The sequence below is a fragment of the Inhella proteolytica genome (assembly GCF_016093275.1).
Taxonomy (GTDB): Bacteria; Pseudomonadota; Gammaproteobacteria; order Burkholderiales; family Burkholderiaceae_C; genus Inhella; species Inhella proteolytica.
The window spans coordinates 26,195-45,476 of the sequence record NZ_JAEDAK010000016.1 but is presented as its reverse complement, the minus strand read 5'-3'; the positions used below and the strand labels follow the sequence as shown (position 1 = coordinate 45,476).

At 70.2% G+C, this 19,282-nt stretch carries 18 protein-coding genes, 1 other RNA gene and 2 pseudogenes; 3 read left to right on the top strand and 18 right to left on the bottom strand.

The features are described 5' to 3' along the window. Positions 1-2: 2 nt before the first annotated feature. Genes mraY through mraZ form a run of 7 tightly spaced genes read right to left on the bottom strand, consistent with a single transcriptional unit; the run spans position 3 to position 7,566 of the window. Positions 3-1,181, bottom strand: a complete 1,179-nt coding sequence (gene mraY, locus I7X39_RS18720; protein ID WP_198112697.1) for a phospho-N-acetylmuramoyl-pentapeptide-transferase — start codon at positions 1,179-1,181, stop codon at positions 3-5. Continuing rightward, a complete protein-coding gene (locus tag I7X39_RS18715; RefSeq protein ID WP_198112696.1) occupies positions 1,175-2,581 on the bottom strand; it encodes a UDP-N-acetylmuramoyl-tripeptide--D-alanyl-D-alanine ligase in 1,407 nt (468 codons plus the stop codon). The genes mraY and I7X39_RS18715 overlap by 7 nt, the downstream gene beginning before the upstream one ends. Then, positions 2,581-4,080, bottom strand: coding sequence for a UDP-N-acetylmuramoyl-L-alanyl-D-glutamate--2,6-diaminopimelate ligase (locus I7X39_RS18710; RefSeq protein ID WP_198112695.1), 1,500 nt, complete (start codon positions 4,078-4,080; stop codon positions 2,581-2,583). Before I7X39_RS18710 ends, I7X39_RS18715 begins: the two co-directional genes overlap by 1 nt. Further along, a complete protein-coding gene (locus tag I7X39_RS18705) occupies positions 4,080-5,855 on the bottom strand; it encodes a peptidoglycan D,D-transpeptidase FtsI family protein (RefSeq protein WP_198112694.1) in 1,776 nt (591 codons plus the stop codon). The genes I7X39_RS18710 and I7X39_RS18705 overlap by 1 nt, the downstream gene beginning before the upstream one ends. After that, positions 5,852-6,145 carry a cell division protein FtsL gene (ftsL, locus tag I7X39_RS18700; RefSeq protein ID WP_310739946.1) on the bottom strand — a complete coding sequence of 98 codons (294 nt, stop codon included), beginning with the start codon at positions 6,143-6,145 and terminating at the stop codon, positions 5,852-5,854. Before ftsL ends, I7X39_RS18705 begins: the two co-directional genes overlap by 4 nt. Positions 6,146-6,158: 13 nt before the next feature. Next, the gene (gene rsmH, locus I7X39_RS18695; protein WP_198112766.1) at positions 6,159-7,088 is read right to left on the bottom strand and encodes a 16S rRNA (cytosine(1402)-N(4))-methyltransferase RsmH; all 930 of its coding nucleotides are present in this window, start codon (positions 7,086-7,088) and stop codon (positions 6,159-6,161) included. A gap of 49 nt (positions 7,089-7,137) precedes the next feature. Beyond that, positions 7,138-7,566: a division/cell wall cluster transcriptional repressor MraZ gene (gene mraZ, locus I7X39_RS18690; RefSeq protein ID WP_198112765.1), complete on the bottom strand. Its 429-nt coding sequence runs from the start codon at positions 7,564-7,566 to the stop codon at positions 7,138-7,140. Positions 7,567-7,802: 236 nt separating this feature from the next. On the opposite strand from mraZ, the gene I7X39_RS18685 reads away from it, so the two are divergent. Next, entirely contained in the window at positions 7,803-8,123 is a 321-nt protein-coding gene (locus I7X39_RS18685) for a hypothetical protein (protein WP_198112692.1), read from the top strand. Between the two features lie 99 nt (positions 8,124-8,222). On the opposite strand, the gene I7X39_RS18680 is transcribed toward I7X39_RS18685, so the two are convergent. The 10 genes and pseudogenes from I7X39_RS18680 to I7X39_RS18635 all read right to left on the bottom strand — a co-directional run bounded on the left by I7X39_RS18680 (position 8,223) and on the right by I7X39_RS18635 (position 17,352). Beyond that, entirely contained in the window at positions 8,223-9,107 is an 885-nt protein-coding gene (locus I7X39_RS18680; protein WP_198112691.1) for a carbonic anhydrase, read from the bottom strand. 61 nt (positions 9,108-9,168) lie between these two features. Further along, the gene (locus I7X39_RS18675) at positions 9,169-9,924 is read right to left on the bottom strand and encodes a substrate-binding periplasmic protein (RefSeq protein WP_198112690.1); all 756 of its coding nucleotides are present in this window, start codon (positions 9,922-9,924) and stop codon (positions 9,169-9,171) included. A 49-nt stretch (positions 9,925-9,973) separates the two neighbouring features. Then, complete coding sequence (locus I7X39_RS18670) at positions 9,974-11,194, bottom strand: multidrug effflux MFS transporter (RefSeq protein WP_198112689.1); 1,221 nt, start codon at positions 11,192-11,194, stop codon at positions 9,974-9,976. A gap of 87 nt (positions 11,195-11,281) precedes the next feature. Then, an RNA gene (rnpB, locus tag I7X39_RS18665) (RNase P RNA component class A) lies at positions 11,282-11,696 on the bottom strand. Positions 11,697-11,718: 22 nt separating this feature from the next. Then, positions 11,719-12,723, bottom strand: a complete 1,005-nt coding sequence (locus I7X39_RS18660) for an FHA domain-containing protein (protein WP_198112688.1) — start codon at positions 12,721-12,723, stop codon at positions 11,719-11,721. Next, complete coding sequence (locus I7X39_RS18655) at positions 12,720-14,066, bottom strand: S1 family peptidase (RefSeq protein ID WP_198112687.1); 1,347 nt, start codon at positions 14,064-14,066, stop codon at positions 12,720-12,722. Before I7X39_RS18655 ends, I7X39_RS18660 begins: the two co-directional genes overlap by 4 nt. Next, a complete protein-coding gene (locus I7X39_RS18650) occupies positions 14,063-14,761 on the bottom strand; it encodes a DUF3025 domain-containing protein (protein ID WP_198112686.1) in 699 nt (232 codons plus the stop codon). Before I7X39_RS18650 ends, I7X39_RS18655 begins: the two co-directional genes overlap by 4 nt. Before the next feature lie 425 nt (positions 14,762-15,186). Further along, positions 15,187-15,912 (bottom strand): annotated as a pseudogene (locus I7X39_RS23345) (NYN domain-containing protein); the annotation flags it as partial. Continuing rightward, positions 15,909-16,952, bottom strand: coding sequence for a dihydroorotase (gene pyrC / locus I7X39_RS18640; RefSeq protein ID WP_198112684.1), 1,044 nt, complete (start codon positions 16,950-16,952; stop codon positions 15,909-15,911). The pseudogene I7X39_RS23345 and the gene pyrC, both read right to left, overlap by 4 nt. A 37-nt stretch (positions 16,953-16,989) precedes the next feature. Then, a complete protein-coding gene (locus I7X39_RS18635; RefSeq protein WP_198112683.1) occupies positions 16,990-17,352 on the bottom strand; it encodes a hypothetical protein in 363 nt (120 codons plus the stop codon). A 173-nt stretch (positions 17,353-17,525) separates the two neighbouring features. Here I7X39_RS18635 and I7X39_RS18630 point away from each other — a divergent pair, with 173 nt between their 5' ends. Together I7X39_RS18630 and I7X39_RS23340 are read left to right on the top strand one after the other, a co-directional pair. Continuing rightward, entirely contained in the window at positions 17,526-17,903 is a 378-nt protein-coding gene (locus I7X39_RS18630) for a rhodanese-like domain-containing protein (protein WP_198112682.1), read from the top strand. Continuing rightward, positions 17,867-18,349 (top strand): annotated as a pseudogene (locus I7X39_RS23340) (SRPBCC family protein); the annotation flags it as partial. The gene I7X39_RS18630 and the pseudogene I7X39_RS23340, both read left to right, overlap by 37 nt. Before the next feature lie 60 nt (positions 18,350-18,409). Here I7X39_RS23340 and I7X39_RS18625 read toward each other — a convergent pair. Beyond that, positions 18,410-19,279 (bottom strand): DUF4394 domain-containing protein, encoded by an 870-nt coding sequence (locus I7X39_RS18625; RefSeq protein ID WP_198112681.1) that lies wholly within the window; start codon positions 19,277-19,279, stop codon positions 18,410-18,412. Positions 19,280-19,282 lie beyond the last annotated feature (3 nt).

Sequence of the window (19,282 nt, the reverse complement as noted above, 5' to 3'; positions counted from 1 at the left end):
TGTTAACGGAGCTTCAGGGAGGCGAGACCGACCAGGCAGAGCAGCATGGTGATGATCCAGAAGCGGATCACCACCTGCGTCTCCGTCCAGCCCTTCTTCTCGAAGTGGTGGTGCAGCGGGGCCATGCGGAACAGGCGCCGGCCCTCGCCGTACTTCTTCTTCGTGTACTTGAACCAGCTGACCTGCAGCATCACGCTCAAGGTCTCGGCCACGAAGATGCCGCCCATGATGGCCAGCACGATCTCCTGGCGCGTGATGACGGCAATCGTGCCCAGCGCGCCGCCCAGCGAAAGCGCCCCGACATCGCCCATGAAGACCTGGGCCGGGTGGGCGTTGAACCACAGGAAGGCCAGGCCCGCGCCGGCCATGGCCGAGCAGAAGATCAGCAGCTCGCCGGCACCCGGGATGTGGGGCAGGAACAGGTAGCGGCTGAACACCGCCGAGCCGGTGGCGTAGGCGAACACGCCCAGGGCCGAGCCCACCATCACCACGGGCATGATGGCCAGGCCGTCCAGCCCGTCGGTGAAGTTCACGGCGTTGCTGGCGCCGACGATGACGAAGTAGGCAAAGGCCATGAAGCCCCAGACCCCCAGCGGCATGCTGATGGTCTTGAAGAAGGGCACGATCAGGTCGGCCTTGGGCGGCAGTTCGGTGGAGAAGCCGCTCGTCACCCAGCGGAAGAACAGCTCGGCCACGCGCAGGGCATTGACCTCGGAAACCGAGAAGGCCAGGTAGATCGCCGCCAGCAGGCCGATCAGGCTCTGCCAGAAGAACTTCTCGCGGCTGCGCATGCCCTCGGGGTTCTTGTCGACGACCTTGCGCCAGTCGTCCACCCAGCCCACGGCGCCGAATCCGAGCGTCACAGCCATCACCACCCAGACGAAGCGATTGCTCCAGTCGAACCACAGCAGGGTCGAGACCGCGATGCCGATCAGCACCAGCACCCCGCCCATGGTGGGCGTGCCGCTCTTCTTCAGGTGGGTCTGCACGCCGTACTCGCGCACCGGTTGGCCGATCTTCAGCGAGGTCAGGTAGCGGATCACCCAGGGCCCGAAGGCCAGGCCGATGAGCAGCGCCGTCAGGGCCGCCATCACCGCGCGGAAGGTGATGTACTGGAACACGCGCAGCCAGCCCCAATCGGGCATCAGGGCCTGCAGCCATTCGGCCAGCACGATCAGCATGCGGCACCTCCCTTGTCATTCAGTGCCTGCAAGGCCTGCACGGCCTGCTCCATGCGCATGAAGCGCGAGCCCTTGGCCAGCACCGCGGCCGCCGCGGGGCGCTCGGCCGCGATGGCAGCCGCCAGCGCCGCGGCGTCGGCGAACACCCGCGCGCCCGGCCCATAGGCCGCGGCCGCGTGCTGCACGGCCGTGCCGGCACACCACAGGTGCTCGATGCCGCGCTCACGCGCCAGCTGGCCCACTTCGGCGTGGAAGGCCGGGCCCTGGTCGCCCACCTCGCCCATGTCGCCCATCAGCAGCCAGCGCGGGCCGCTCAATCCGGCCAGCAGCTCGATGGCGGCGCGCATCGAATCGGGGTTGGCGTTGTAGCTGTCGTCCACCAGGGCGACGCTGCGGCCGTCGAGTTGCAGCCGCTGCAGCTGCGAGCGGCCCTTGGCGGCCTGGAAGCCTTGCAGGCCTTCGCGCACCGCGGCCAGCGGCGCGCCTGCGGCCAGCGCGCAGGCGGCGGCCGCCAGCGCATTGCGCAGGTTGTGCACGCCGGGCATCGGCAAGGCCACCGGCAGCTCGCCGGCCGGCGTGTGCAGCTCAATCGCCCAATGGCTGTCCTGCCAGGTGGCGTCGGCGGTGAGGTCGGCGCCGCCCTGCAGCGCGAAAGTCAGGTGGGCGCGGTCGCCGGCCAGGTCCCACCAGATCGGTGCGCAGGCGTCGTCAGCCGGGAACACGGCGGTACCGCTGGGCGGCAGGGCCAGGAAGACGGCACCGTTCTCGCGCGCCGTGGCTTCCACCGTGGCCATGAACTCCTGGTGCTCGCGCTGGGCGTTGTTGACCAGGGCCACGGTGGGGGCGGCCAGTTGGGCCAGGGGCGCAATCTCGCCCGGGTGGTTCATGCCGATCTCGACCACCGCCGCGCGGTGCCACACGCCCTCTTCGCTCTGGCGCAGGCGCAAGAGCGTGAGCGGCACGCCGATGTCGTTGTTGAAGTTGCCGGCCGTGGCCAGCGTGGCGTCGGGGCCGACCCAGGCGCGCAGGATGCTGGCGATCATCTGGGTCACCGTGGTCTTGCCGTTCGAGCCGGTCACGGCAATCACCGGCAGCAGCTTCTTGGCGCGCCAGGCACCGGCCAGTGCGGCCAGCGCGGCGCGGCTGTCGGGCACCTGGAGGCCGTTCAAGTTTTCCACGCCGCGCTCGGCCAGCACCGCCACGGCCCCGGCCGCCGCGGCCTGGGGCAGGAAGTCGTGCGCGTCGAAGCGCTCGCCCTTCAAGGCAACGAACAGATCGCCGGCCTGCAGGCTGCGCGTGTCGGTGTGCACGCGCTGGAAGGCAATGGCGGCATCGCCAAACAGCTTGGCTGCGATGCCGCGTGCCTGCAGGGCGCTGCAGGCTTCGCCCAGGGTCCACATCACAGGCCGGCCCTTTCGATCAGGGCGGCACGCGCCTGCAAGGCATCGTCGAAGGGGTGCTTGACGCCCTGGATCTCCTGGTAGTCCTCGTGCCCCTTGCCGGCGATGACGATCAGGTCCTCGCGTGCGGCGCCGAGCACGGCGGCGCGGATGGCCTCGGCACGGTTCTCGATCGCCTGGTGGGCGCCGCTCACGCCGGCGGCGATGTCGGCCAGGATCTGCGCCGGGGCTTCAGTGCGCGGGTTGTCGCTGGTGATGACGACGGCATCGGCCAGGCGCGCGGCAATGGCGCCCATCTGCGGGCGCTTGCCGCGGTCGCGGTCGCCCCCGCAGCCGAACACCACGTGCAGCTGGCCCGCGCGCGCCGCGGCCAGGGGCTTCAGGGCGGAGAGGGCCTTGTCCAGCGCGTCGGGGGTGTGGGCGTAGTCCACCACCACCATGGGCAGCTCGCGCCCGGTGCCGATGCGCTGCATGCGGCCGGGCACCGGCGTCACCGGGCTGCAGGCGGCAATCGCCTCATCCAGGGGGATGCCCAGCGCGCGCAGCGCGGCCAGCACGCCCAGCCAGTTGTGCAGGTTGTAGTCGCCGATCAGGCCGGTCTGCACGCGGCGCTGCTCGCTGCCCTCGATGACATCGAAGGCCAGGCCCTGCGCGGTGTAGTGCGGGTTGGCGCCGCGCACGCGGGCGGCGGCGGCCGTGCCCACGGTCCAGAGCGCGTAGCGGCCCTGCAGCTCGTTGGCCCAAGCCTCGCCCTGAGGGTCGTCCACGTTCAGCACAGCAGCCTGCAGGCCGGGCCAGTCGAACAGCTTGCGCTTGGCCGCGGCGTAGGCGTCCATGCTGCCGTGGTAGTCCAGGTGGTCCTGCGTGAAGTTGGTGAACTGCGCCACCTTGATCTGCACGCCGCCCAGGCGGTGTTCCTCGATGCCAATGCTGCTGGCCTCGATAGCGCAGGCGGCAAAGCCGGCATCGCGCATGGCCTTGAAACCCTGCTGCAGACGCACCGGGTCGGGGGTGGTGAGGCCGGTGTATTCGATCGGCACGGCCGCGGCGCGGCCGTCCGGCGCGGGCGGCTCGCCCACGCCCAGGGTGCCCACCACACCGCAGCGGCGGCCGGCCAGGCTGAGCGCCTGCGCCGTCCACCAGGCGGTGCTGGTCTTGCCATTGGTGCCGGTGACGGCGATGACATCCAGCGCCTGCGTGGGCTGGCCGAAGAACTCGGCGGCGATGGCGCCGGTGTGGCGCTTCAGTTCGGGCAGCGCGGCCACGCGGGCGTCATCAAAACCAAAGGCCTCCAGACCCTCGGCCTCGACCAGGCAGGTGGCCGCACCGGCCGCGAGGGCTTGCTTGACGAAGCTGCGGCCGTCGCGCACATGGCCCGGCCAGGCCACGAAGGCATCGCCCGGGCGCACGGCGCGGCTGTCGCTCACCAGCGTGCCGGTGCACCACTCGCGCAGCCAGCGGGCGGCGGCTTCGGGGGATTTGAGGCGGGTCACACCCATCAGAAACTCTCCTGCACCGGCTTCACGGACTTGTCGTTCATGGCGACGATCTGGCTCTGCACGTCCAGGTCGGGCGGCACATGCATCAGGCGCAGGGTCTGGGCCACCACCTGGCTGAACACCGGAGCGGCCACGGCGCCGCCGTAGTACACGCCGTTGCTGGGTTCATCCACCATCACCGCCACGACGATGCGCGGCTTGGCCACCGGGGCCAGGCCCACGAACCAGCTGCGGTACTTGCGGCCGGCATAGCCCGCGCCCTCCTGCTTGTGCGCAGTGCCGCTCTTGCCGCCCACGCTGTAGCCCAGCACCTGGGCCTTGGGGCCGGTGCCGCCGGGGCTGGCGGCCAGCTGCAGCATCTCGCGCACGGCACGTGCGGTCTCGGGCGAGAACACGCGCACACCGGCGGGGTGCTCGTCGGGGGCGCGCTTGTTCAGCGTCACCGGCAGCAGCTCGCCGTCATGTGCAAAGGCGGTGTAGGCGCGCGCCAGCTGCAAGAGGCTGGCCGAGAGGCCGTAGCCGTAACTCATCGTCGCCTGCTCCACCGGGCGCCAGCTCTTCCAGGGCCGCAGCTTGCCACTCACGGCGCCCGGGAACTGCAGCTGCGGGCGCTGGCCCAGGCCGATGCTGGTGTACATCTCATGCAGGTCCTTGGGCTGGAACTGCATGGCGATCTTGGCCACGCCGATGTTGCTGGACTTCTGGATCACGCCGTCCAGCGTCAGGTCGCCATAGGCATGCACATCGCTGGGGTAGAAGCCGTTGAAGCCGATCGAGCGCGGCGCGACGTTGATGATGCTGTCGCGACGGAAGCGGCCGCTCTCCAGCGCGATCGCCGCGATGAAGGGCTTCATCGTCGAGCCGGGCTCGAACACATCGGTGAGGGCGCGGTTGCGCAGCTGGGCGCCGGTGAGGTTCTTGCGTGCGGCCGGGTCGAAGCTGGGGTAGTTGGCCAGCGCCAGGATCTCGCCGGTCTGCGCATCCAGCACCACCACCGAGCCGGCCTTGGCCTTGTGCTCGGCCACGGCGTCGCGCACGCGCTGGTAAGCGAAGAACTGCACCTTGGCGTCGAGCGAGAGCTGCACATCGCGGCCGTTTTGAGCCGGCAGCTCGTCGCCGATGTCTTCGACGATGCGGCCCAGGCGGTCGCGCAGCACGGCGCGGCGGCCGTCCTGGCCCTGCAGCTGGCGCTGGAAGGCGAGCTCGATGCCTTCCTGGCCGCGGTCTTCCAGATTGGTGAAGCCCACCACATGGGCGGAGGCCTCGCCTTCCGGGTAGCGGCGGCGGAACTCGCGGTCCTGGTAGACGCCCTTGATCTTGGCGTCCTTCAGGGCCTGGGAGCTGGCGTCGTCGAGCTCGCGCTTGAGCCAGGTGAACTTGCCCTCGGTGGCGAGCTTCTTCTCCAGCTCGGCGCGCGGCAGGTCGAGCAGCTTGGCCAGCTCGTCCAGGCGGCTGCGGTCCACCTCCTGCGGCACGGCCCAGGCCGAGGGCACGGCCACGCTGGCAGCCAGCAGCTGGCCATTGCGGTCCTGGATGCGGCCCCGGTTCGCGGGCAGCTCGAGGGTAGCGGAGTAGCGCTGCTCGCCCTGGTCCTGGAAAAACTCCTTGGCCCAGACCTGCACGTACACGGCGCGCCCTACCAGGCCCAGGAAGGAGGCGCCGATCAACGCCACCAGCAGGCGCGAACGCCAGACCGGCGTCTTGACCTTCAGCAGCGGGCTGCTGCCATAGCTCAGTGTTTGTGCAGCCTCGGTGCTGCGACGGAACAGCTTCATGGTTGCGAGGCCGCGGAGGCGGCAGGCGTGGCGGAAGGGGCGGGGGCCGTGCCCAGGGTCACGGCCGGGGTGATGGGGCGCATCTGCAGGCGCTCGCGCGCCAGCTGCTCCACACGCAGATTGGTGGCCTCGGCCTCGCGCTCGGCCTGCAGGTGCTGCAGGTCCGCGTCCAGCTTGCGCGCGGTGAACTTGGCGCGCTCCAGCTGGGCGAACAGGCGGCGATGCTCATAGCTCTGGCGCACCAGGAACAGGCTGGACAGAACCAAGGCGATCAGCAGCAGGACGTTCACGCGCAGCCACATATCAGTTGATGCGCTCGGCCACGCGCAGCACGGCGGAGCGCGAGCGCGGGTTGGCGGTCACTTCGTCCGCGCCCGGGTGGATGCGTGCGATGCCCTTCAGCGGCATGGCGCGCGGCGGCGCGAAGGGCGCGCGGCGGTCCGGCTCGTCCTTGCTGTGCAGCTGGATGAAGCGCTTGACGATGCGGTCTTCCAGCGAGTGGAAGCTGATCACCGCCAGGCGCCCGCCCGGCTTCAGATGCCGGAGGCTGGGCTCGAGCGCGCCGCGCAGCTCTTCAAGCTCGGCATTGACGTGAATCCGTAGAGCTTGAAACGTGCGGGTCGCAGGGTCCTGCCCCGGCTCTCGGGTCTTGACGACGCGCGCGACAAGCTCGGCGAGCTCTCGGGTGCGTTCCAGCGCGGGGCCAGATTCGCGGCGAGCCACAAGCGCCTTTGCAATCGGGCCAGCAAACCGTTCTTCCCCATAGTCACGAATCACCTCCGTCAGCGTGCGCACATCGGCGCGGGCCAGAAACTCGGCAGCGGATTCGCCCCGGGTCGTGTCCATGCGCATGTCCAGAGGACCGTCGGCACGGAATGAAAAACCCCGTTCGGGGGCGTCGATCTGCGGGCTGGAGACCCCGATGTCGAGCAGCAAGCCGTCCACGGCCAGGAAGCCCTGATCGGCCGCCACCTCGGCCCATTCGGAAAAGCGCGCGTGGTGGATGGAAAAGCGCGGGTCGTCGATGGCCTGGCCGGCCTGCAGCGCCGCCGGGTCGCGGTCCAGCGCCAGCAGGCGGCCCTGCGGACCCAGGCGCGAGAGCAGCAGCCGGCTGTGGCCGCCGCGGCCGAAGGTGCCGTCGATGTAGACGCCGTTCAGGTCGGCCTCGGCGTGCAGCAGGGCGTCCACCGCCTCATGCAGCAGCACGGTGATGTGCGGGCGGGTTGCGCTCAGGTCGGCGCTCGAATCGGCGCGGTCAGGGGCAGTCACGGCGGGCGGCCCCTTAGAAGTTCAGTTCGGCAATGGAAGCCGGCATCGCCGAGGCCATGGTGGCGGCCTCGTGGTCGGCATGCACCTGGGCGTCCCAGAGCTCGAAGTGCGAGCCCACGCCCATGAATTTCAGGTCGCGCTGCAGCTTGGCGAAGCTGCGCAGCTCCGGCGCGATCAGGAAGCGGCCGGCGCTGTCCAGCTCCACGTCCTGGGCGCTGCCCAGCAGGAAGCGGCGCCAGGCGGCGGCGTCCTGCGGCAGGGCGAGCAGGCGGGCGCGCAGTTCCAGCCAGATCGGCTGCGGGTAGAGCTTCAGGCAGCCTTCAGGGCTCTTCACCAGCGTGAGCTGGCCGCCGCACTGCTGCGCCAGGGTTTCGCGAAAGCGCGTAGGCACAGCGGTACGGCCCTTGGCGTCCATCGCCAAGACCGAAGTCCCCTGAAACACCTCGCCCATCGAGTCGGCCACGCCGCGCCCCCAGCTAAACCACTAAAACCCACTTTTCGCAACTTTACTCCCGCCTTATCCCCTCCCACAGCTCCGTGAAACAAAAAAACTTCCTGTCGCATCAAGTACTTAGGACGACATTTGAAGGCAACCAAGGAAGCAAAAGTCATTGCAAATAAAGCACTTGCATGAGTTAGCGAAAGTACCGCCTCAAGAGCGGCACAGCTCGTCACAGAATGCGCCTCCGTATCAATCCGGATGCCGCCGCCATGCCCCGCCAGATGCCCCAGCTGCTGCTGCTGCTCCTGACCCTGACCGCGCTCAGCCTGGCGGCGCATCGCCTGGCCGGCTTGCCGCTTCCGGCCGCTGCGGCACTGCTGCTGGCGGGTGTGCTGGCCCAGGGCTTTGCCAGCTACAAGCCCCCGGCGCGGGACTTCTTCGAGCCGCGTCGCGGCCTGGGTCCGGCATTGGCTTGGCTGCTTCGCGCAGCACTGGGCATCGCCGCGCTGTGCGGCGTGCTGCTGGGTCTGCTGTGGACGCTGCGGAACACGCTCTGAGGCCACCGCGCAGAAGTGGCGCGGGCCTTCGGCCGCGTCTGGGCCGGCCCCGGTTGGGGCGGGCGAAGCCGGGAGGCGCCGTGACGGCGCCCCGCGTCCTTAGAAGGATTCTTTGACGATGCGCCCGCCGGCCGGCTGGATGGGCCGGGCGTTCATCGGGTAGAGCTTGGCCAGGATGGCGAGCTGCTGCGCGCCCACGGGCACGGGCTGGCGCATCACCATCCACAGCACGTCCTCGCTGCAGGGCGGCGTGGTCAGGCTGCCCATGAAGGTGTAGTAGCCGCGCTCGGCCGGCAGCAGCAGGTTCAGGTCGATGGTGCCCGAGGCCGGGTTGAGCTGGTGCTTTTCCAGCGGCAGGTGGTTGAGCACCTGCTGCACCTGGGCTTGGTCGCTGCCGCGCTCCAGCAGCACGGCCAGCACGGCCAGGCGGCCGGCTTCGTCCTTGTGCACCAGATGGGCGGAGAGGTCGTAGCCGCGCCCGTTGATGCGTTCTTCGCTGGGTTTGTGGAAGTGGAACTGCTGCAGCTCGTAGCGGCGCTGCATCACGCTCAGGAAGTTGCCCGGCTCGACTTTGACCTGGATGCTGTGGCCGGTGTCGATGACGGAGAAGCTGCTGGCGCGGTACTCGAACTGGATGGGTTCGAGATCGACCTTCAGGGTGTCGCGAATGTCGATCGGGGTCTGCCGCGTGCCGATGGCACACAGGCGGTTCTCGGGGGCCAGCTCACCCCAGCGGTCGGGCGCGCCCTCGCCGGTGTAGCCCCAGTGCGGCTTGACGGCCGACTTGGCCGCCGGCTTGCCCGCTGCCCGGTCCGGCCCGGGCTTGGCGGCCTGGTTGCGCAGCTGCAGCGCTTTGCCGGGCTCCTTCTCCAGCTTCTCGGCCAGGCGCTGGCGCAGGTCCTTGGCGGGCTCTTCGGCATGAACGGCATGGACGGCGGGGGCGGCCAGCAGGGCCAGGGCAAGGCAGAGGCGGGTCAGGCGCATGGTGCAGCTATCGGCAGCAGCCGGGGGCAGCTTGAATTGAACGGCGTTCACCTACCAGTTCTCAATCAAACTCGGCGACGGCCTGCTGGTAGGCCGGCGATTCACGCACCGCTCCCACCGCATCCCAGATGCGTTCGGCCAGCGCGCCATCGCGCAGCACCAGGGCGCGCGACAGCAGCAGGTAATAGGGCTTGGCCACCAGCGGGGGCTCCAGGCGCTCGATCAGCCCGGCCCACTCGGGGTGCTTGCGGATCAGGTGCTCGGCCTGCTGGGTCTGCAGCGCGGCGGCGTCGATGCGCTCGCGCACCAGCTTGGTCAGCACCGCCTCGGCCTGGCGCGTGCCCTCGTCCACCTTCAGGCCCTTGGCCTGCAGCCAGGGCACGATGGAAAAGCCTGCCTGCGCGCCCACCGGGCGTTCCCCGACCTGCAGCTGCTGGCCATCCCAGTGCACGGCGGTGCCCTTGCGGCGAAACAGGTGGTAGCTCTCGGTGAGCATGCGCCGCTCCTCGTCCACCCGGCCGTTGCGCAGCGGGTAATGGGCGAAGGCCTGGCGCTCGGCGCTGAAGCTGGCCTTGAAGGCGCCGTCCACCAGGTTGTCGCGCAGGGATTGCAGGCAGCGCCGCCAGGGCTGGCGCTCCACCAGAATGCGCAGGGCCAGGCGCTCTTCCACGGCGCCGAGCATGACCATGTTCAACCCGCGTCCGCCCTTCAGCAGCCAGGGGTGGCTGTCCTCGTCTTCGGCGCAAAAGCGCAGCACCGGCTGCGCGCCGGCCGTCTGCATCCCCACCACCAGGCACAGCATTCCCAGCCAGCGCATCGCCGCTCCTGCATCTGAAGTGGCCCGAGCCTAGCGCGGATGCCGCAGCTCAAGCATCGGGGCTGACCGGCAGAGCGCGCCGCACCGTGCGCCATGCCACCAAACCCACCAGCATGAAGCCGGCCGAGGTCAGTGCCAGCCCGATCAGCGAGTGCATCACCAGCGGCACCAGCGCGCCCGCCACCAGGGCGTTGGCACCGGCGGCGATGGCCGACTGCAGCGAGCTCGCCATGCCGCGCCGGTCCGGCGCCTGGTCCAGCACCATCAACGTGACCACCGGCACCATCAGCGCCCAGCCCAGGCTGAAGAGCCCGATCAGCGGCAGGCTCCACACCTCGTGGCCGGGCAGCAGCAGGTTCAGCAGCAGGTTCAGCAAGGTGGCGGCAACCATGATGCTGAAGCCGCGCCGGATCTGCACATGGGGCTTGATGCGCCCGGCCAGGCGCCCGCTCAACGCGGCGCCGCCCATGATGCCGCCGATGGTGCAGAGGAAGAACCAGAAGTACTGTGTGGGCGCAAAGCCCAGGTGCTGGCCCAGGAAGGTCGGCGCCGCCAGCACGTACAGGAACATGCCGTTGAAGGGGATGCCGCTGGCCAGCACCAGCAGCAGGAAGCGCGGGTTGCGCAGCAGGCCGCTGTAGCCGCGCATCAGCGGCTTCACGGCAAAGGGCTGCACCGACTCCGGCGGCAGGCTTTCGGGCAGCAGGCGCCAGTTGATCGTCAGCAGCAGCAGGCCCACGCCGGCCAGGAACCAGAAGATGGCGTGCCAGTCGGCATGCACGTACAGATAGCCCCCCACCAGCGGCGCGATGGCCGGCGCCACGCCGAAGAAGATCGTCACCTGCGACATCACGCGCTGCGCCTCGGAGGGCGGGAACAGGTCGCGGATAACGGCGCGCGAGACCACCATGCCGGCACCCGCGCTGACGCCCTGCAACGCCCGGAAGAGGATCAGGGTCTCGATTTGCTGGGAGAGTGCGCAGCCGACCGAGGCCAGCGTGAACAGCGCCATGCCGCCCAGCACCACCGGCCGGCGCCCGAAGCAGTCGGACAGCGCGCCGTGGAACAGATTCATCACCGCAAAGCCCAGCAGGTAGCTGGACAGGGTCTGCTGCAGCTGCACGGGCGTGGCGCCGGTGCTGCGCGCGATGCCCTCGAAGGCGGGCAGGTAGGTGTCGATCGAGAAGGGGCCGATCATGCCCAGACCCGCCAGCAGCACGGCCAGGGTCCAGTGAGGGTAGCGCCAGAGCGTGGCGGCTTGGGGATGCATGGGCGCTGAGCTCGGTACGGCGAAGCGAGCCAGTATCAGGGCGCGCTGCCCCGGAAGCCATCCGTCAGGGCATTGCTGCAAGAGGTGTCGTGAAGCACCCCGATAGGCCGGATTCTGTGTCCGACCCCTTGCGGGGCCGGTGACCGCCATTCCTCTGGGCCGGGGCTCACACCCCGGCTCGATGCCACCTACCCGCCGGCTCAGCGAGCCACCTCAAAACCGGCCTACTTGGTGTTGCTGCGCGTAGAGATTGCCCGTTTCACCCCATGGCCCTCGCCTTGCGGCGCCCCGCCCAGCATGCCCGGCAAGCCAGGCCCTGTGGGTCGGATTCAGGAAGTGGCAGCTTGCACCGCGCCTTCCTTGAGACCATGGACTCGTCTCTGTTGCTCTGATCCTCGGCTCACGCCGGAGGGGTGTTACCCCCTACGCTGCTCTGTGCAGTCCGGACCTTCCTCCAGTGCGGCCTTTCGGCGATTGCACCAGCGGCGGTCTGGAGTGCTTCACGACGGGCCCATTGTCCGTCATCAGTCCTCTTCGCTGATCTCGTTGCCCTGTGGGTCGCGCTTGGCCTTGGCGGCCAGGGGCTCGCGCAGCGCGGCAGCGTCCTTCAGCAGGGCGTCCACCGGGCGCAGCGGCGCAGCGCGCAGCTGCGGCGGCAGCAGCGTGGCCAGATAGGGCGGGCGCCAGCGGTACTGGCGCTGCTCCTGCGCGTTCCAGGCAAAGACGAGCCAGGTGGCCAGCGCGCTCAACACCAGGGCGTTGAGCATCTTGCGGCGCTTGGGCAGGGCAATGCGGCCCTGCCACACCACCAGGCCGGCCAATGCCAGGCCGGGCAGCAGCGTGGCCGGCACCATCAGCCAGGGCGACGAGGCGATGTAGGCGCCAGCGCTCAGCAGACCGTCCAGCACCGTCACCCCCAGCAGCACCAGCAGGGTGCGGCGCAGGTGCAGCTGGAAGGGGAAGCGGCGCTGGAACAGCTGGGTCAGCAAGGCCCACAGTGCGGCCCAGATGCTCACCGCCGCCCCCAGCATCAGCAGCGGGCGCAGATGCGCGGACCAGGGCGTGTCGGGCTCGGCGCCGAGCCAGAACTCGAAGGCCGAGAGGCCGCCCACCGCCAGCAGCAGCAGCAGCATCTGCAGGCCGCTGGACAGGCCCTGGCGGCTGGTCTGCAGCGGCGCCAGCTCTTCGGCCAGCGGCGCGGCCGCATGGCGCAGCCTCAATCGCGTGTGGCCGATCTGGATCACGCCATCGGCGGCCCAGTTCAGCGTGGCGCCGGCGCGCAGATGGTGCAGGCCCTGCCAGGCGCCGTTCAGGCTGGGCAGCAGGGTCAGCGTGGCCTGCGGTTCGGCGTGGATGTGCAGCTCGGCGTGCTCGGCCGCAAGATGGGCGTCGTCCAGATTGAGGGCGCAATCGAAGCTGCGGCCGATGCGCAGACGCGCGCTGCCGTCCTCGTCGGGGTAGACGGCCAGGCTGCTGCGCGCCTGGTCGCCGTCCAGCACATCGATGTAGGCCAGGGGTTTGCGGTTCATCGTGCCGCTCCCTTGCGGCCATAGCCCTGAATGAAGTGGCGGGCCAACTGCATGGCGGCGTCGAAGCTGACGCCGCGGGCATCGAAGCGGCCCAGCAGGCCTTGGGTCGGGTGGTCCACCGCCGTCAGCAGCACGGTGAGGTCGTGCACGCCTTCCATCTTGCGGTAGGCCCGCAGGCAGATGACGGCGCGCGCCGGCAGGCCCTGGGCATCGACGAAGCTCTCGGTGCAATGCGGCGCGGTGCGGTCGCGGTCGTTCGGGCGGCCCAGGTTCTCGTTGCGGAAGCTCTGCGTGTACTGCTTGGCAAAGCGCAGCGCGCCGAGCTTGGCGCCGTCATAGACCTCGGCCTGCACCTCCAGATAACCCGTCTGCAGGCTGTTGTTGATGAAGAGCGCGTGATCCTGACGGCACTGGCTGCGCGCGAACTGCAGGCCCTTGCTTTCGGGGTCGGCGCTGCGGCCCCAGCAGCGCAGGAAGCGCTCCTGCGGGATCGGCAGGCGGTAGCGGGCGTGGCCCCAGTCCTGCCAGGGCTGCGCCATGAAGGCCTTGACCAACTCGTCGCTGTAGGCCAGCAGTTGATCGCGCGCCTGCGCCCAGGCCGGGCCGCGCAGCGGGGCATGGCCGCGCTCGCGCTCCAGCAGCGCCTCGGCAAAGCCACCCGGGATCAGGAAGCTCATCTGCTGCGAGAACAGCAGGGTCGAGACGTTCACCGCCACGACGCGGCCGCGATCGTCGAGCACCGGGCCGCCGCTCATGCCGGGGTTCAGCGAGCCGGCGTAATAGATCAGGTCGTCGAAACTGCGTTCGACCAGGCCGTTGTAATTACCCTCGACGATGGCGAAGGCGACATCGTGCGGATGGCCCAGCGAGTAGATGCGGTCGCCCTTGTCGAGCTTCTCGGCGGCGGGGCGAAAGCGCAGCGGGCTGGTCCAGCGCAGCGGCTCATCCTTTTCGCTGCTGGCGCGCAGCAGGGCGAGGTCGCGGCGCACGTCGATGGCGAGGATCTGCAGCTTGCCGCGGCGGCCGTCGGCGGTCTGGAAGCGCAGGCGGTAGCTGTCGGGCTCCAGCGCCGCCTGGCTGACGACGTGGTAGTTGCTGACGATCAGGCCGTCCTCGCTGACCACGAAGCCGGAGCCCACGCTGGCCTGGCTGTCCTGCTGGGCCAGCAGGGTGCGCACCTGCAGCAGATTGGCGCGTGCGCCATCGAACAGGCGGCGCGCGGTGGCGGACAGGGGGGCCGCCGGCTCGGAAGCCGCTGGGGCCGGCGGAGCCGGCGGCGGGGCCTCCTGGGCCAGCGCGGCGCCACACAGCAGCGCGCCCAGGAGCATCAGGAATCGCTTCATGCGGGGAGCTTCACTCTCAAGGGACGGAAGACGGCCGGATCATCGTAGAAGTCGGGGCTCGCGTTGGCCGGCCACCAGCCCGGCACGCCCAGCACCGGCAGCGGCAGGAAGGGCTTGGCCGCCCAGTCGGCAGCGTTCAGGGTCATCGGGTCGGCCAGCAGCACATGGGCGCACAAGGGCTTGCGCGGGGCCAGCGCCAGCTGCTCCAGCAGCGCATGGCCGAACAGGCGCGGGCGGCTCTGCCACTGGCCGCGCAGGCCCAGGAACAGGTGTGGCCAGTCACGCTGGCGCCAGGCTTCGGCCAGCGCGGGCGGGCAGTCGGGCCACCAGGCGCCGTTCTCGTCGAACAGGGTCAGCGCATCGCGCAGCGGGCCGCGCGGGCCGCTGCTGCCTTGGGCCGCCAGGGCCTGCGCCTGCAGCTCGTTGAGCCGCGCCTTGATGGCCGGCTCTGCGCACCAGAGCAGGCCGTTGAGCAGGTCGTGCGCGTTGTCGCGCGTGGGTACCTGACCGCTGCGCGCGATGAAGGCCTCGTAGGCCTCTCCCGGCGGCAGTTCGGCCTGGGGCACGAAGCGGCGCGGCGCCAGGCCGGCCTGGTTCAGCCGTTCGGCCACCGTGCCACCGCGGCCCACGCGCGCCCAGGCGGCACGCAGCGGCGCGCACCAGGGAGCGTCGATGAAGCCGGGCGGCAGCGGCAAGCTCAGGCCGCCTTGGTGCGGCGGCGGCGCGGGGCCGGGGCAGGGGCGGGGGCTTCCACTGCGGCGGGCTCGGCGGCCGGCGCGGCCGCCGCCTTCTTGCGGGGTGCGCGCTTCTTCGGCGCCGGGGCGGGCGCGCTGGTGGTCTCGGCGCTGGGCTCGGCCATCAGGTCGGCCAGCACCTCGGCCACCGGGTCGGCCACCGGGTTGGCCACCACAGCGGGGGCCGGCAGCGGCTCGGCCACCAGCTCCACCATCGGCTCATGGTGCGCCGTGGCCTCGGTGGCTTGGCGCCGGCCACGCTCGCCACGGCGGCGTTCGCCGCGTCCTTCACGGGGCTCACGGGGCTCCCGCGTCTCGCGGCTCTCACGGGGTTCACGAACCTCCGGCGTCTCCGTACGGCCACTCTCCACGTCGGCGCGTGAATCGGGCTTGCCCTCGCGGCGGTCGCGCACCCAAGCCACCGAGCCTTCGCGACGCAGCTCGAACAAGTTGGTGGCTTCAAGCAGGCGGCTGAAGCTGGGGTAGCCGTAGTTGCGCGGGTCGAACGGCGCCTGGTTGCGGATCTGCTGGCTGACGTTTCCGGCCATGGCCCAGCCCTCCTCGCCGGCCGCCGCCTGCACGGCGTGGCGCAGCAGGGTGACGAGCTTGCCGTCCTGGCGCAGCTGGCTGCCACTCATGCGCTGGGGCGCATTGGCGCCGCCGCTGCCGGCGCTCTCCACTTTGTCCAGGTAGAGGAACTGCGAGCAGGCGTTGACGAAGGGCTGCGGGGTCTGGCGGTTGCCGAAGCCGTACACCGCGGCGCCCTTGGCGCGCAGGTGCATCACCAGGGGCGTGAAGTCGGCGTCGCTGCTGACGATGCCGAAGGCGTCGGGCTTGTCGGTGTAGAGCAGCTCCAGCGCGTCGATGACCATCGCCATGTCGCTGGCGTTCTTGCCCTTGCTGTAGTCGAACTGCTGCATGGGGCGAATGGCGTGCTCGTGCAGCAGCTTTTCCCAGCCCTTGAGCGCGTCCTTCTTCCAGTTGCCGTAGGCGCGGCGCACATTGGCCACGCCCAGGGTGGCGAGCTCGGTGAGGATCAGGTCGATCTTGCCGGCGGGCGAGTTGTCGGCATCGATCAGCAGCGCGATGCGCGTGGGGCGTTCACCATTCATGCGAGCAATTTCCAGTTCAGGGTTTCACCCCCACGCAGGGGCTTGATGAGGCTGTCGCCGAAGGGCAGGGTCTCGGGCAAGGTCTGCGGCGCGCGCACCAGGGTGACGGTGCCGGTGTTGCGCGGCAGGCCGTAGAAGTCCGGGCCATGGTGGCTCGCAAAGGCTTCGAGCTTGTCCAGCGCGCCCAGGGCCTCGAAGGCCTCGGCGTAGAGCTCCAGTGCGGCCGGGGCGGTGAAGCAGCCGGCGCCGCACACGCTGGCCTCCTTCAGCTGCGCCGCATGCGGCGCGCTGTCGGTGCCCAGGAAGAACTTCGGGCTGCCGCTGGCTACGGCCTGCAGCAGGGCCTGGCGGTGCACCTCGCGCTTGAGCACCGGCAGACAGTAGTAATGCGGGCGCAGACCGCCCATGAAGATGCTGTTGCGGTTGTAGAGCAGGTGCTGCGGCGTGACGGTGGCGGCGGTGTAGCGGTCAGCCGCGGCCACGTACTCGGCAGATTCCTTGGTGGTGATGTGCTCGAACACCACCTTGAGCTCGGGGAAGTCGGCACGCAGCGGGCGCATCACCTGGTCGATGAAGACGGCCTCGCGGTCGAACACGTCGATCTCGCCATCCGTCACCTCACCGTGCACCAGCAGCAGCAGGCCAGCGCGCTGCATCGCTTCCAGGGTCTTGTAGGTCTTGCGGATGTCGGTGACGCCGGCATCGCTATTGGTCGTCGCCCCGGCCGGGTAGAGCTTGAGCGCCACCACGCCGGCGGCCTTGGCGGCCTCGATCTCGGCGACCGGCGTGTTGTCGGTCAGGTACAGCGTCATCAGCGGCTGGAAGTCGCTGCCCGGGCCTTCCTGGGGCCGCGCGGCCAGGATGCGCTCGCGGTAGGCCACGGCCTGGGCGCTCGTCGTGACGGGCGGGCGCAGATTGGGCATCACGATGGCGCGGGCGAACTGGCGCGCCGTGTAGGGCAGCACGGACTGCAAGGCGGCGCCGTCGCGCACATGCAGATGCCAGTCGTCCGGCCGGGTGATCGTCAGGGTGGTGTTCATGGCCCGGATTGTCGGGCCCGGGATTCGAGGCCGAGCCTCAGCCGCAGCGCAGCGTCAGCACCAGGCGGCCGATGGAACGGCCTTCGTGCACGATGGGCTCGCTGAGCTCGCAGCGCGGCCCCAGGGGCATGGGCACGGCACGGTCCACGCGCGCCATCAGCCCGCCCTGCCATTCATGCACTTCCAGGCGCTCCACCCCGTTCAGCGTGGTGTAGGCCTGCAGCACGCGCCGCACCATGTCCGGCTGCACCTGCCACACCAGCGGCGCCACGCCCTGCGCCGCCACCCGCGCCAGATCCTGATAGCTCAGCTGGAAGGACAGGGGCTCGGCGCGTGCACCGCTCAGCGCCAACACCAGTCCGGCGAACACAGGAACAAGACGGGACAGACGCGCGGACATGCGGACTCCACAGACGGAACAGCCAGCCAACCCGGCCAGCGTAGTGAGGCGCGGCGACTATGCCGCAGCCCGACGCGCCGGCCATCCCCTCCTTTCGCAGGAACGGGTTTGCCCCAGGATGACGGCGCACGACGCAGAATGCCAGCCCGCTGCCCGCTCCCTTCTTGCCCGCCATGAAACTCCCCCGCCGCACCCTGCTGCTGCTTTGCCCTGCCCTGGCCCTGCGGGCCGAACCGGCCCCCAGCGTGCCGCTGGAAGTCGCCCGCGAGGCCCTGGGCCAGGGGAAGCTGCGCGTGATCGACATCCGCGAGCCAGCCGAGCACGCCGCCGGCGTGGCCGAAGGGGCCCAGCTGCTGCCCATGAGCCAGCTGCCCCAGCGCCTGGCCGAGCTGCCGGGCAAGGACGAGCCCCTGCTGCTGATCTGCCGCACGCAGAACCGTTCCAAGGCCACCGCGCAGAAGCTGCGCGAGGCCGGCTACACGCAGGTGCAGTACGTCGAGGGCGGCATGTCCGAATGGGTCAAGCGCGGCTGGCCAACCGTCAAGCCCTGAACTGCATCCGGGCCGTCCGCCGGCGCGTACAGGGGGGCATGCACAGCCCGCCCCCCGCCTTCCAGCTTGAAACCCTGTGGCGCCTGGACGCCGCGCCTCCCGCCGTCTGGCAGGCCCTCACAAGGGTGGAGGACTGGCCGCAGTGGTGGCCCTATGTGGCCGAGGTGCAGACCCTGCGCGCCGGCCAGGGGGTGGGTGCGGTGCGACGCCTGCGCTGGCGCACCCGCCTGCCCTACACGCTCAGCCTGGTGATGACTTGCACCGCCGCCGAGCGCGAACGCCGCCTGGCCGGGCGCGCCGTCGGCCATCTGCAGGGGGAAGGGGAATGGACGCTCTGGACCGAGGGCGCACAGACCTGCGTGCACTACCGCTGGGCGGTGGATGTGCAAAAGCCCTGGATGCGCCGCAGCCTGCGCTGGCTGGCGCCGCTGTTCCGCTGGAACCACCAGGCGGTGATGCGCGCCGGCGAGCAGGGCCTGCGCCGCTGGCTGGCGCAGCAGCCCGCTTCAGGGCTCGATGGCCAAGCCGCGCAGGCTGGCGCCGCCGACCAGGGGTCCGATGCGGCGCGCCTGGCCGCTGCCCAGGTCCACCTGGAACAAGGTGTCGCCGGCGCCCTGCCCGTCCACCGCCAGATAGGCCTGATTGCGCACATCGGAGATGTCGAACTGCGCCCGCACGAAGGGCTTGAGCCCCAACGAACCCACCGTGAACAGGCGGCCGCTGTTCGGTGAGACCACGGGCTGCACGCCTTCGCGGCTGCCCTGGGTGAGCAGCAGGCCGCGCGCGGCGTCGATGGCGTAGTTGGTGGTGAGCTTCTCGTCGTCCTTGTTGTAGCTGTAGGCCGCCGCCACCACCTCGGCGCGCTGGCCGGCATGGCGGTCGCTGGGGTCGAACTGCAGCAGGGCATCGCCCTGCAGGCCGGGCTGGTTGGGGTCGCCATCGACCTGGGCGCCGCTGTCCGGGTGCCGGCGCAGATTGGCGCCATGGCTGTTGACGACACGGATGCGGTCCACCGTGGGGTTGAAGTCGAAGCCCCACTCACCGGCCCCGCCGTTGGGCAGGGGCTGCGGCTCGCCCACGGGCTCGAGCTGCGCGCTGTCCACCTTGACGCGGTACAGCTGGCCGCTGCTGGCCAGCAGGTAGAGCTGGTTGCGGGCGACGCGGAAATCGATGCCCAGCACCCGCTCGCCGGGCTTGAGCCCGCGCAGCGCCAGGCTGGCCAGCAGGCGCTGCGGCTGGCCAGCGTTGAAGCGGATCAAGCGGTGGTCGGCGGTGACGGCCAGGATGGTTTCCTTGGCCGCCGGCCCCGGGGGTTCGGAAGGGCCGCTGGCGCAGGCGCTCAGCAACAGGGCGGCAAGCAAGATCAGGCGGGTCATGGC

What these genes read in the sequence shown, in the direction of transcription:
- mraY (WP_198112697.1), bottom strand. Translation starts at nt 1,181, where the DNA reads ATGCTGATCGTGCTGGCCGAATGGCTGCAGGCCCTGATGCCCGATTGG.
- I7X39_RS18715 (WP_198112696.1), bottom strand. Translation starts at nt 2,581, where the DNA reads ATGTGGACCCTGGGCGAAGCCTGCAGCGCCCTGCAGGCACGCGGCATC.
- I7X39_RS18710 (WP_198112695.1), bottom strand. Translation starts at nt 4,080, where the DNA reads ATGGGTGTGACCCGCCTCAAATCCCCCGAAGCCGCCGCCCGCTGGCTG.
- I7X39_RS18705 (WP_198112694.1), bottom strand. Translation starts at nt 5,855, where the DNA reads ATGAAGCTGTTCCGTCGCAGCACCGAGGCTGCACAAACACTGAGCTAT.
- I7X39_RS18685 (WP_198112692.1), top strand. Translation starts at nt 7,803, where the DNA reads ATGCGCCTCCGTATCAATCCGGATGCCGCCGCCATGCCCCGCCAGATG.
- I7X39_RS18680 (WP_198112691.1), bottom strand. Translation starts at nt 9,107, where the DNA reads ATGCGCCTGACCCGCCTCTGCCTTGCCCTGGCCCTGCTGGCCGCCCCC.
- I7X39_RS18675 (WP_198112690.1), bottom strand. Translation starts at nt 9,924, where the DNA reads ATGCGCTGGCTGGGAATGCTGTGCCTGGTGGTGGGGATGCAGACGGCC.
- I7X39_RS18670 (WP_198112689.1), bottom strand. Translation starts at nt 11,194, where the DNA reads ATGCATCCCCAAGCCGCCACGCTCTGGCGCTACCCTCACTGGACCCTG.
- I7X39_RS18660 (WP_198112688.1), bottom strand. Translation starts at nt 12,723, where the DNA reads ATGAACCGCAAACCCCTGGCCTACATCGATGTGCTGGACGGCGACCAG.
- I7X39_RS18655 (WP_198112687.1), bottom strand. Translation starts at nt 14,066, where the DNA reads ATGAAGCGATTCCTGATGCTCCTGGGCGCGCTGCTGTGTGGCGCCGCG.
- pyrC (WP_198112684.1), bottom strand. Translation starts at nt 16,952, where the DNA reads ATGAACACCACCCTGACGATCACCCGGCCGGACGACTGGCATCTGCAT.
- I7X39_RS18635 (WP_198112683.1), bottom strand. Translation starts at nt 17,352, where the DNA reads ATGTCCGCGCGTCTGTCCCGTCTTGTTCCTGTGTTCGCCGGACTGGTG.
- I7X39_RS18630 (WP_198112682.1), top strand. Translation starts at nt 17,526, where the DNA reads ATGAAACTCCCCCGCCGCACCCTGCTGCTGCTTTGCCCTGCCCTGGCC.
- I7X39_RS18625 (WP_198112681.1), bottom strand. Translation starts at nt 19,279, where the DNA reads ATGACCCGCCTGATCTTGCTTGCCGCCCTGTTGCTGAGCGCCTGCGCC.